Source organism: Bacillus sp. FSL W8-0102 (assembly GCF_038007225.1).
Taxonomy (GTDB): domain Bacteria; phylum Bacillota; class Bacilli; order Bacillales; family DSM-4216; genus Bacillus_O; species Bacillus_O smithii.
The window spans coordinates 2105550-2117468 of record NZ_JBBOWT010000001.1 but is presented as its reverse complement, the minus strand read 5'-3'; the positions used below and the strand labels follow the sequence as shown (position 1 = coordinate 2117468).

Below are 11919 nucleotides of genomic sequence, written 5' to 3'. Positions count from 1 at the left end.
CCTTTCTATTAGTCTGTTAATTGAACGAAATCACGCCGCTTCCACTTGCGATATACCTCTACACCATTTTGTGGATGGCGCTTTTTGTTGCGTGGATTGGTTTTCGGCAGCGGACTCTTCCCATCTACATCCAATACTTCCAACCGTACTTTCGCTTGTTTATATGCTGGTGTATGGGTACGACCGTCGACCGCTGTCCCTGTTAAAAAGTTAATGGCTGACTCTTTTGACGTTGAGTTCATAGGCAAGAAGAGCTCATTGCCTTTTACTCGGTTGGTAACCAGTGCAGGCAATTTCAACGCTCCAAATGGAGAAACTAAACGAACTATTGATCCGTCCTTAATTCCTCGCTCTTTTGCTAATTCAGGCGATACTTCCACGAAGACATCCGGCACTTTAGAACGGATACCTTTGGATCGATTGGTCAAGTTTCCTTCATGGAAATGTTCTAAAAGCCGACCGTTGTTGATGTGAAGATCGTATTCTTCAGGAAACTCAACGGGAGGAACCCAATCAGACAAGGCAAAACGCGCTTTTTTATCAGGAAAGTTAAAACCGTCAACGTAAAGAAGCGGAGTATTTTTGCCGTCAAGGCTTCCCCATAAAAAGCTGTTCCAGCCTTCCAGAACTTCATAGCTTGCACCGGAGAAGAGCGGAGACAAACTAGCCATTTCTGCAAAAATTTCGCTTGGGTGACTGTAATTCCAACCGGCTCCTAAACGATTGGCAATTTCTTGAATAATCCACCAATCCGGTTTGGAGTCTCCCAGTGTAGGAAGTGCTTGATATAATCTTTGAACACGACGTTCAGTATTGGTAAACGTTCCATCTTTTTCAAGAGAAGGAGCTCCCGGCAAAACAACGTCCGCATATTGAGCCGTTCTTGAAAGAAAGATATCTTGAACAACTAAGAAATCAAGCTTTGAAAGCATTTCATGAACATAATTGGCGTTGGAGTCGACAAGCGCCATGTCTTCGCCAACAATGTACATGCCTTTCAATTTGCCTTCTTCGATTGCATGAAGCATTTGGATATTGTCAAGTCCTGGTTTACCATCAATTTTAACGCCGTACGCTTTTTCAAACTTTGCACGAGCCACATCATCGGTAATATGTTGATATCCAGGCAGCCAGCCAGGAAGGCTTCCCATATCGCAAGCTCCTTGAACATTGTTATGACCGCGGAGAGGATAGGCGCCGGCACCAGGACGGCGGTAGTTTCCGGTGGCGAGCAACAAATTGGAGATGGCTGCAGACGTTTCAGAACCTCCTACGTTTTGGGTAACTCCCATACCCCATAAAATACAAGTACCGTCCGCTTCATGAATCATTTGTGCCACTTGAATGAGCGTTTCTTTTGAAATGCCTGTGATTTCTTCTGCGTATTCAAGCGTATATTTTTCAAGCAGTTCTTTAAATTCATCAAAATATTTAACGTTTTCATCAATAAACGCTTGGTCATGCCAACCTTGATCAATGATATATTTCGTAACGGCCATCAACCATACTTGGTCTGTGCCTTGTTTTGGACTGATAAAAATGTCTGCGCGTTCTGCCATTTCATTTTTACGGAGATCAGCTACAATCAGCTTTTGTCCGTGGAGCTTATGAGCACGTTTTACGCGAGTCGCAAGCACCGGATGCCCTTCTGCTGGGTTGGCTCCGACAATAATAACAAGTCCTGCTTTTGCGATGTCTTTAATCGTTCCAGAGTCGCCTCCCATCCCAACAGTTCTGAACAAACCGTCTGTTGCAGGGGATTGACAGTAGCGGGAACAGTTATCCACATTGTTTGTTTCAAATACTTGCCGGGCCAATTTTTGCATGAGATAGTTTTCTTCATTAGTGGTTTTGGAAGATGAGATGAAACCTAAAGCTCCTGAACCATATTGTTGTTTGATCGATCCCAGTCGGCTTGCTACTAAATCAAGAGCTTCTTCCCAAGTGGATTCCACAAATTCACCGTTTTTACGGATTAATGGTTTGGTCAACCGATCTTCGGAGTTGACAAAATCCCAGCCGAATTTTCCTTTTACACATGTAGAAATGGCGTTGACAGGAGCATTGTGACTAGGCTGTACTTTTAAAATTTTGCGTCCTTTCGTCCAGACTTCAAATGTACAACCGACACCGCAGAAAGTACAAACCGTTTTCGTTTTTTTCGTTCGGGTTTCCCGCATAGCGGCTTCTACTTCAGAAATAGCGAAAATACCACTGTATCCAGGTTCCACTTCTTTCACAAGATCGATCATGGGCTCCAACATGTCTTCTTTCAACCCCGTCATAAATCCAGCTTCGCCCAGCATGGATTTTTCCATTAAGGCGTTGCAAGGGCAGATGGTAACACATTGGCCGCAGCCGACGCACGATGATTCATTGATCGGTACGCCGTCATCCCAAATGACTCGTGGACGTTCAGCTTCCCAGTCGATGGAGAGTGTTTCATTCACTTGAAGGTTTTGACAGACCTCTACGCATTGACCGCAAGCAATACATTGATTAGGGTCATAACGATAAAACGGGTGGGACATATCTACTTCGGATTTATCCACTTTTGGTCGGTACGGATATTTTTGATGCTCAATTCCCATTAGTTCGGCCGTATTATGCAGTTTGCAGTTTCCGTTATTGTTATCACAAACTGTGCAGTATAACAAGTGATTTTCTAAAAGACGGTCCATTGCTTCAGTTTGCGCCTCTTTGGCACGATTGGATGATAGTTCAATATTCATGCCGTCCACAGCAGGTGTCGAGCAAGAACGTACAAGCTTTCCATCCGCTTCGACGATACAGGTGTCGCACGTTTGAATAGGATCCACTTCCGGCACATAGCATATTTGAGGATGTTCAATCCCGTTGGCATTGATGATTTCTAATATGGTTGATCCCGGATCGGCCTCAAATATCTGACCGTTAATCGTGACGTGGATCATTTGATTATCCATCTTATTACCTCCTTTTTTCAAACACAAAAAAATCCACCATGAAAAGCAACGCCTACTGACAAGCCGCTTTCATGGTGGATTAGTTTATTAGCAGAACTTGCTAACAGACCATCCATTGATATGTGAGTCGATAGAATCATAACAGACCTTGTTATGATTCCATCTTTAAATTCAACTGTTATTATAGTGCTAATTTGAAAAATAGACAATACTTTACAATGAAACTTCCATTTTCTAATTCTTTTTCCAAGCTAGCTAGCTTTTCTTTTTGAAAGGGATGTTTTATGATAGGACATGTAAAATTTATGGAATTTCATGAAAGAAGGGGAAGGGATGTCTAAAAAGATACACGAATTCAATGATATTATCCGCAAACTTCGTAAAGAGCTGTTTGGGAAAGGGCCGGAGAGAATTCATACGGTGTTTGTGGAGAATATGGCGGTCTCCACATTGTACGGCAATTTGACGCCAACAGAAAAATTTATCGCCAACACGCCGGAAGGAAAAGAAATGGTCCATACGGCGAGGACAAGAATGATTCAGGAATTATATTCGATTCATCCTCCTGATGGTATGGAAGAAGTGATAGGAGCTAAGCTTTTGTACTTATTTTCTGATATCAAAGTGGAAGAGGATATAGCGGTTTCGGTCTTTATTTTTGATCAAAACATTACTTGAAAAAGGAGGATCGGATCATGAAACCGATCGAAGTGAGCCGAAACATTTTTCGTTTTGAGAACGGTTGTGTAGAAGAAAAAGAAGACAAAGTCGTAACAGAATTCCCGGTGACAGTGAAAGTAAACGGACAAGAATTTGTGACGATGGTATGCACTCCGGAATTTATAGAAGATATGGTTATAGGATTTTTAGCTTCAGAAGGGGTGATACGTCGATATGAGGATATCCAAGATATATGGGTGCAGGAGAAAGAAGGATTTGTCCATGTCAAGACGGTGAATATCAACCCTTATTACCGGAATTTTCAAAACAAGCGATATATCACTTCATGCTGCGGAGTGAGCAGACAAGGTTTCGTATTCGTCAACGATGCTTTAACGGCCAAAAAAATGAAGGATATTCGAGTCAAAGTGTCCATAGACGATTGTTTTCGATTGATGAATACCATGCAGGAATCAGCTGAAACGTTTCGCGAAACCGGCGGCGTTCATAATGCGGCGCTATGTGATGTTCATAAAATAATATTAAGTCGAATGGACATCGGGCGCCACAATGCGTTGGATAAAATATATGGCTATTGCCTAAAACATAGTATTCCAATAGGAGATAAAATCATCGTATTTAGCGGACGGATTTCTTCGGAAATCTTGCTTAAAGTAGCGAAAATTGGCTGCGAAGTCATTTTATCCAAATCAGCACCTACGGAATTAGCGCTTCAGCTAGCGGAGGATTTGGGAATTACGGCAGTCGGTTTTATTCGCAATCGTTCGCTTAATGTTTATACCCATCCGGAACGCATCATCGATCTGGAAAAATAGGCATATCGATTTCATTCCGTGTAAGTTTCGAGAGACAGAACGGGGAGGTCGGCTTTTGACTCTCATTTTCAAAAGAGTTTGCATGCTGCCATCTGTTTTGTTATAATTACCATCGTTTTCATGAACCATAAAAATATAGGTAAATATGGATATGGTGTACATGTTTTGTAATATCTTGTCTTGGTATGGTAAAGGAAGCAGCCATCTTGCCCTTTGCATGGGGTGAAGGGTTGTGTGGTTGTTGATATTTTTTGAAGAAAGGGATGATGGGGATGGCGTTTTACAAGCCGGACAAAATTGCAAGTATAGCGATCGACGCGGGGGTGAAAAAAACAAAAGAATCCTTGCCGGCACTATTGATTTTGGGATTTTTCGGCGGTGCTTTTATCGCACTTGGTTATTTGCTTGATATTCGGGTCACCGGGGATCTGCCGCCAGAGTGGGGAAGTTTTGGCAATTTTTTAGGCGCCGCGGTGTTTCCGTTGGGACTTATTTTAGTATTATTGGCTGGATCTGAATTGTTAACGGGTAATATTATGTCCGTTGCTATGGCTGTCTATGCGGGCAAAGTGACCGTTCCGAAATTAATCGCTAACTGGATTGTCATTACCATTATGAATTTTATAGGAGCCATTTTTGTTGCTTATTTCTTTGGACATGTTGTGGGTCTAACGGAAACGGGAACGTTTTTGGATAAAACAGTGTCTATTGCGCAAGGAAAATTAGATCAAACTTTTTGGCAAACTCTTGTCTCTGGAATTGGCTGTAACTGGCTGGTTTGCCTGGCCGTTTGGCTTTCTTACGGGGCTGATGATTTTGCTGGAAAAATACTCGGAATTTGGTTTCCAATTATGGCTTTTGTGGCTATTGGATTTCAACACGTGGTCGCCAATATGTTTGTGATTCCGGCTGCCATTTTTGCGGGACATTTTTCATGGGCTGATTTTATTAGAAATATTATTCCAACCTTGATTGGCAACATCATAGGTGGAGCTATCTTTGTTGGACTTGCTTATTTCCTTGCTTATCAAAAACAAAACAAAGCTGCGGGGGAATAAGAATAATGGTTAAAAAAGGCAGGACGTTTTATGTCCTGCCTTTTTTATCTTTCTTCTCTTTGAGGCTAATGTAAATGTTTCTGACTAGAATGAACCTTTTTTCTTCCTATACACTATATGTCATCTCACTATCAAACAGAATATTCCAATGTTTCTGATGCCGGCATTGGCTTCATGAGCCGATCATAGCCCTTTCTTGCCTTTGACGAGTAAAAAGGACGGTTTCCTAATAATCAAGGTCCAATCATGTCTCATTGTTTATTTTTAAGCGGAATGAAAACTCTTTGTTCTTACGGAAACAAGACAAAGATGGCGCATGAAAAAGAACCATTTTTGAAATGAATTTTTTGATTAGTGTTGGTGCGTATTTCGTTCACTGTATCCATCTTCTAAACTAGCCGATCACCAAATATTGTTTCAGCTCCAACAAGGCCATTTTAAAGGTTTTTCTAATTGCATCGTCATCTTTCATGGAATCACGCAATATGATAAAGGAGACGAATTGGGAGGTGGCAATATGGCCGTTGTAAAGGCGAGAGAATCGGACGTCGCCCTTTTAGCGAGATTGATCAGAGCTGAGGCAGAAGGCGAAGGCGATTACGGAATGTTGTGTGTGGGGAATGTAGGCATCAATCGCATTAGGGCCAATTGTTCAGATTTCGTAGGAATTCGAACCATTCCGCAAATGGTATTTCAACCACATGCTTTCGAAGCCGTTTTATATGGATACTTTTATCAAAGAGCGAGAGAAAAAGAAAAGCGTTTAGCAAGAAGGGTGATAAATGGAGAAAGGCACTGGCCGGCAAAATTCAGTTTATGGTATTTTCGGCCAGAGGGCGATTGTCCTCCGCGTTGGTACAATCAGCCGTTGGCAGGCCGCTACAAATTGCACTGTTTCTATCAGCCAACAGCAGAAGAATGCTTAAATGTTTATTTAACATTTTAATACGCGGGTGGAAAGAGAAATAACCCCACACACCGTAGCGCCAATCGAAAAAATCTTAACGATTAGAATGACAAAAAGCCGTCCTCTCTTTGGACGGTTTTTGTTAGGATTCGGAAAAATTACTTATTCTTTGAATGAAACCTTACAACCTTCAGCAATCAAGAAAATTCCTATATTCACGAATAACGGTTTTTTGAACCATTTTCACTTTAAGATGATTCCACTTGTTAAAGGCTAAATGGGTGTGAATTGCTTATTTTCGTAGTAGTATAGTAGAGAAAGTGATGATTTAATCGAAACATTCACAAGTGAGGAGAAGAGGATCAGCTGATGAAACTTGTATCGTGGAATGTCAACGGCCTTCGGGCTTGTGTACGCAAGGGATTTCTCGATTATTTTCAAGAAGTGGATGCAGATATCTTTTGTGTTCAAGAGACGAAATTGCAATCCGGACAAATTGAATTGGATTTAAAAGGCTACCATCAATACTGGAATTATGCAGAGAAGAAAGGGTATTCCGGTACTGCTGTATTTACGAAAGAAAGGCCCTTAGCCGTTCATTACGGACTGGGCGACGTTGAAAACGAGCCGGAAGGAAGAATAATAACATTGGAGTTTCCAAAGTTTTATTTGGTGAATGTGTACACCCCTAATTCACAAAGGGATCTGGCAAGGCTTCCTTATCGTTTGGAATGGGAAGATCGAATCCGAAGTTATCTCATCGATTTGGATAAGGACAAGCCTGTTCTTTTATGCGGGGATCTCAATGTCGCTCACCAAGAAATCGATTTAAGGAATCCGAAATCCAATCAAGGAAATTCAGGTTTTACAAAAGAAGAAAGGGCGAAAATGTCGGAATTGCTGAATGCCGGCTTTATCGATACGTTTCGATATTTTTATCCCGAAAAAGAAGGGGCTTATACATGGTGGTCCTATATCAATAAAGCAAGAGAGCGCAATATTGGCTGGCGAATCGACTATTTTATTGCATCCAACAGATTATCCAGTTTTTTAACGGATTTCCGAAAGAAGTCTCCCATCCTCAAGGAATGTGCAGGGCGTAGCCCAATGAGTAGGTGGGAGATGAATTTCGGTTGGCTTTAGCCAAAGGTTTTGATATAATCAGTCTTATATATAAAAAAGGATTGATATATCAATGAAATTGGATAGTAATAATCATTCAGTGTTCCTATTACATTATCATCTTGTATTAGTTGTAAAGTATCGCAGAGAAGTGTTCACCGATAAAATATCTGATTTTGCAAAAGATATGTTCATTGAGATCGGAAAAAAATACAACATTACTTTGACAGAGTGGAATCATGATAAGGATCATATCCACATCCTATTCAAAGCACATCCTAATTCTGAATTATCGAAGTTCATCAATACTTATAAGAGTGCAAGTTCTCGACTGATAAAGAAAAACTTTCCTCATATCCGAAAAAGACTATGGAAAGAGATGTTTTGGTCAAGAAGCTTTTGCCTGCTTACAACAGGCGGTGCACCAATAGAAGTCATAAAAAAATACATTGAAAATCAAGGTCAGAAGTGAGGTGATTTGATATGGCCAAACAAAACAAAGCCTTCAAATTTCGTTTGTATCCGAATAAAGAACAGAAAATCCAATTAGCCAAAACATTTGGTTGTGTTCGCTTTGTCTACAATAAGATGCTGGAAGAACGTAAGGAAACGTATGAGAAATTCAAAAACGATAAAGAAACGCTTAAACAACAAGCATTCCCGACACCAGCGAAATACAAAGATGAATTTCCATTCCTAAAAGAAGTGGATTCTTTAGCTTTAGCAAACGCACAGATCAATTTGCAAAATGCTTATAAGAACTTTTTTGAAGGTCGTGCGGAGTTTCCTAAATTCAAAAGCAAGAAAAATAAACAATCTTACACAACCAATATGGTCAACGGCAATATTAAGCTAGAAAATGGTCATATCAAACTACCAAAAATCAAAAAGCCAATGAAAATGAACCGACATAGAGAAATACCTGCTGATTATAAAATCAAATCTTGTACTATTTCTAAAACAAAGACAGGTAAATATTATATTTCGATTTTGACAGAATACGAGAAAGATATTCAGTCAGTAAAGATTCAAAAAGTAGTTGGCTTAGATTTTGCTATGGACGGTCTATATGTCGAGAGTGAACAGGGTGAGAAAGCCAATTACCCACGGTACTATCGACAAGCATTAGACAAACTGGCAAAAGCACAACGAATTCTTTCTCGCAGAAAAAAAGGTTCTGCACGTTGGGAAAAACAACGTTTGAAAGTAGCAAAGTTACAAGAGAAAATTGCCAATCAACGCAAGAATTTTCTTCACCATAAATCAAAAGAATTAGCATCAACCTATGACGCAGTTATCATTGAGGACTTAGACATGAAAGGAATGTCTCAAGCCCTCAATTTTGGAAAAAGTGTTCATGATAATGGCTGGGGTATGTTCACTACTTTCTTAGAATACAAGCTAAAAGAACAAGGGAAACAACTTGTAAAAATCGATAAGTGGTTCCCTTCTACTAAGAAACTATAGATGAGCAAATTCGCTAACATAAATTTACAACCAAACAAAAAAAGAGACATGAACCCGATTCCTTGATTAGAATAGATGTGTCACCAAAACTATTCACAAGGAGGTTCATGTCTCATGAATAGATTAGCACATCATCAAGGAATCCACAAGTTTTTCACGATGTTGGGGTTGGCACTTTATTTTTCAAAACCTGTCATGAAGCATCTCGTTCATATCGTGGATGCGCTGACCACCAAAGGATTTGCGGGAACATTGACCGATCTTCATCATTGGAGCTTTCATCCGAACCACCGCACGACACTCAGCCATTTTTTCACGAAAAGCCCTTGGGATGAAGAGACGCTGCTTCGCAAACTTCAACAGTGGATGCTTCGTCGTGTCGAACGCATCGCCAAACAGGAGAATCAACCCCTTTTTGTTTCGATCGATGATACGATTTGCCAAAAAACCAAGCCTTCGTCACAGGCAACGCACGCCATTCAAGGGTGTGATTGGCACTATTCTCACACAGAGAAAAAGTCGATCTGGGGACATTCTCTCGTTTGGCTCATGGTTCATACGATGACCCAGGCTTTTCCCTTTGCGTTCCGCCTCTACGACAAGGCGGCTGGGAAAAGCAAGGGGGAACTCGCGATCGAGATGCTTTCTTCTTTGGATGTACACCGTCCTGTTTATGTGCTGATGGACTCTTGGTATCCATCGCAAACGCTCGTGGAAGCTTGTCTGAAAAAGGGATTCCACGTAATCGCAATGCTCAAGGCCAATCGGCTTCTTTATCCAAAAGGCATTGCGGTTCAGGTGAGGGAGTTTGCCCGCTACATCGAACCGAAAGACACTCACCTCGTCACGGTGGGAGAAGAGCGTTATCGGGTTTATCGCTACGAAGGCTCTCTCAAAGGTCTCGATGATGCCGTGGTGCTGCTCGCTTGGAAAGCCGATCAGCCGATGACATCGGAACATCTTCACTGCGTCTTGAGCACCGACCGGGATCTAAGCGATGAAGAGATCTTGCGCTACTATGCCCAGCGTTGGTCGATCGAATGTTTTTTCCGTCAAGCGAAAGACCAGCTGAAACTCGATGGATACCGCGTTCGCGGACGTCGGGCGGTGAAACGCTACTGGATCTTGGTGCAGCTTGCTTACGTGTACAGCATGTTCGAGTCGAACAGCGATTTTTCTGATGGGCTCGATCTTCTGCGCAAGAGAAAAGGACATAGCCTCGTGGAGTTCATTTACCGTGCAGCGAAACAAAATATTCCCATTGATACCGTGAAAAAACAGCTCCACGTGGCATAAGGGGTACCCTGTTTGTCTCTTTTACATGGTAATTATTGTAATTAAAATTGCTCAACTACAGTAAGAAATGTTCTTGTTGTGGCAAGGAAAAAGAAATGCCATTATCTAAACGTGTATATGAATGTTCTTGCGGTTTTGTATTAGATCGTGATCACAATTCAGCAATCAATATCAAAAATGAAGGATTACGCATATTAGCATAAAGAATAATAACTTTCGGAACGAGAGGGTAAGCTCGGTCAATTTCTTATCGTTAGATAGGATTACCCGAGAAGCCCCCACTTCAAGCGACCCGCAAGGGTGGTAAGTGGAGGGTAGTTCACAAACGGCTGATATTCACTCTCATGTGATGGGAAGCGATCATTGTCCGATTGTCTTGGAGATTGATTTCTCGAGATTATAAAAGGATGCAATGCAAGTACTGCATTTTGCAAAGGAAATAAAAGAACCGTAGAGAGAATGATAAATCGCGGCGATTCGGAGCTTGATGATTTATCCCGTGTATTCATGCGTTTTGAAATTCGCCAAAAAAATATCCTAGGTGGATAGATTTATTCAAACCGTTCAATATCGGTTAGATTCAATTTTGACATTAGGAGGGGTCAACGATGAATGAACGAGGCATTCGCCGTATTCAATCAGTAAACTTAAAACTAAAACAAAACAATCCCATCCATCAAAATGGATATGTATTAGAACCAGGAAATTGGAAAGAATATGATCCATTTTTGATGTTGATGGAAGATGTTTTCCAAAAAGGAGCTTTTGATTTTCACCCTCACCGCGGCATTGAAACAGTGACATATGTGATCGACGGAACATTAGAACATGAAGACAATCAAGCGGGTAAAGGAAAATTGGAAGCAGGAGATGTTCAATGGATGACGGCAGGAAGAGGGGTTATTCATAAAGAAGATCCGGCGCCTGGTTCCACCGTTCACAGCTTGCAGCTGTGGATTAATTTGCCAAAAATAAAGAAAATGACTGAACCACGTTATCAGAACTTAAAAAGAGAAAGCGTACCGGTACGGAAAGAGGAGGGGGCCGTCATACGTGTTTTTTCAGGCTCTTCTCAAGGTGTAAAAGCAAAAACCCTGAACCATGTGCCTATCACGATGGTAGAGATCGACTTGGAACCGAAAGCTAGCATAGTTCAGGATCTTCCGGGTAGCTATAACGGATTTCTTTATGTTTTGGAAGGAAGCGGATTTTTTGGCGTGGATGAAACGGAAGGCCGTGCCGGACAAGTGCTCTTTTTAACTAGGGATAACGAAGATTCAGATAGTATCATTAAAATAACAGCGAAAGAAAAGATGCGGGTGTTATTGTATGCCGGTGAACCGATCAATGAACCGGTGGTAGCGTACGGACCGTTTGTGATGACAACACAAGAAGAGATTCGCCAAGCAATATTGGATTTCCAAAACGGAAAATTTCATCAACAGTGATTTTTTCCGTCATCCGGCATTGAAAGAGTGAGGGAATAGTTGCATCATTTCCTCACCCTATGGTCTTATAAAGCAGATGAAAAAATGAACTTGGATGAGTGTTCACAAGAGGAAAGAGGTTTTTCATATTGCCCTTTCTTTTTTTATTCTTATTCGATGACCCCTGTTGCAACAGGTGAC

General features: G+C 41.3%; 9 protein-coding genes and 2 pseudogenes. 10 read left to right on the top strand and 1 reads right to left on the bottom strand.

What is annotated here, in order from left to right; genetic code table 11:
• Positions 1-8: 8 nt before the first annotated feature.
• Complete coding sequence (gene fdhF, locus N1I87_RS10145; protein ID WP_341101553.1) at positions 9-2945, bottom strand: formate dehydrogenase subunit alpha; 2937 nt, start codon at positions 2943-2945, stop codon at positions 9-11.
• A 333-nt stretch (positions 2946-3278) separates the two neighbouring features.
• Between fdhF and N1I87_RS10140 the strand changes: the two genes are divergently transcribed.
• From N1I87_RS10140 to N1I87_RS10095, 10 genes and pseudogenes are all read left to right on the top strand, one after another.
• On the top strand, positions 3279-3623 hold the full coding sequence (locus N1I87_RS10140; protein ID WP_270583661.1) for a DUF2294 domain-containing protein: 345 nt from the start codon (positions 3279-3281) through the stop codon (positions 3621-3623).
• A 17-nt stretch (positions 3624-3640) separates the two neighbouring features.
• Complete coding sequence (fdhD, locus tag N1I87_RS10135) at positions 3641-4441, top strand: formate dehydrogenase accessory sulfurtransferase FdhD (RefSeq protein ID WP_341101551.1); 801 nt, start codon at positions 3641-3643, stop codon at positions 4439-4441.
• A gap of 272 nt (positions 4442-4713) precedes the next feature.
• The gene (locus N1I87_RS10130) at positions 4714-5499 is read left to right on the top strand and encodes a formate/nitrite transporter family protein (protein WP_327798077.1); all 786 of its coding nucleotides are present in this window, start codon (positions 4714-4716) and stop codon (positions 5497-5499) included.
• A 517-nt stretch (positions 5500-6016) separates the two neighbouring features.
• Complete coding sequence (locus tag N1I87_RS10125; RefSeq protein WP_003352805.1) at positions 6017-6445, top strand: cell wall hydrolase; 429 nt, start codon at positions 6017-6019, stop codon at positions 6443-6445.
• A 330-nt stretch (positions 6446-6775) separates the two neighbouring features.
• Positions 6776-7549: an exodeoxyribonuclease III gene (xth, locus tag N1I87_RS10120; protein ID WP_341101550.1), complete on the top strand. Its 774-nt coding sequence runs from the start codon at positions 6776-6778 to the stop codon at positions 7547-7549.
• Positions 7550-7601: 52 nt separating this feature from the next.
• A complete protein-coding gene (gene tnpA, locus N1I87_RS10115; RefSeq protein ID WP_003352529.1) occupies positions 7602-8000 on the top strand; it encodes an IS200/IS605 family transposase in 399 nt (132 codons plus the stop codon).
• An 11-nt stretch (positions 8001-8011) separates the two neighbouring features.
• A pseudogene (locus tag N1I87_RS10110) lies at positions 8012-8989 on the top strand (RNA-guided endonuclease TnpB family protein); the annotation flags it as partial.
• 120 nt (positions 8990-9109) lie between these two features.
• The gene (locus N1I87_RS10105; protein WP_040037972.1) at positions 9110-10291 is read left to right on the top strand and encodes an IS701 family transposase; all 1182 of its coding nucleotides are present in this window, start codon (positions 9110-9112) and stop codon (positions 10289-10291) included.
• 59 nt (positions 10292-10350) lie between these two features.
• Positions 10351-10494: pseudogene (locus N1I87_RS10100) on the top strand (zinc ribbon domain-containing protein); the annotation flags it as partial.
• 405 nt (positions 10495-10899) lie between these two features.
• Positions 10900-11739 carry a pirin family protein gene (locus tag N1I87_RS10095; RefSeq protein WP_341101548.1) on the top strand — a complete coding sequence of 280 codons (840 nt, stop codon included), beginning with the start codon at positions 10900-10902 and terminating at the stop codon, positions 11737-11739.
• The last annotated feature ends 180 nt before the right edge of the window (positions 11740-11919 follow it).

Bases quoted from the DNA above. Each gene is read 5' to 3' on its own strand.
- fdhF (WP_341101553.1), bottom strand. From the start codon at position 2,945: ATGGATAATCAAATGATCCACGTCACGATTAACGGTCAGATATTTGAG.
- N1I87_RS10140 (WP_270583661.1), top strand. From the start codon at position 3,279: ATGTCTAAAAAGATACACGAATTCAATGATATTATCCGCAAACTTCGT.
- fdhD (WP_341101551.1), top strand. From the start codon at position 3,641: ATGAAACCGATCGAAGTGAGCCGAAACATTTTTCGTTTTGAGAACGGT.
- N1I87_RS10130 (WP_327798077.1), top strand. From the start codon at position 4,714: ATGGCGTTTTACAAGCCGGACAAAATTGCAAGTATAGCGATCGACGCG.
- N1I87_RS10125 (WP_003352805.1), top strand. From the start codon at position 6,017: ATGGCCGTTGTAAAGGCGAGAGAATCGGACGTCGCCCTTTTAGCGAGA.
- xth (WP_341101550.1), top strand. From the start codon at position 6,776: ATGAAACTTGTATCGTGGAATGTCAACGGCCTTCGGGCTTGTGTACGC.
- tnpA (WP_003352529.1), top strand. From the start codon at position 7,602: ATGAAATTGGATAGTAATAATCATTCAGTGTTCCTATTACATTATCAT.
- N1I87_RS10105 (WP_040037972.1), top strand. From the start codon at position 9,110: ATGAATAGATTAGCACATCATCAAGGAATCCACAAGTTTTTCACGATG.
- N1I87_RS10095 (WP_341101548.1), top strand. From the start codon at position 10,900: ATGAATGAACGAGGCATTCGCCGTATTCAATCAGTAAACTTAAAACTA.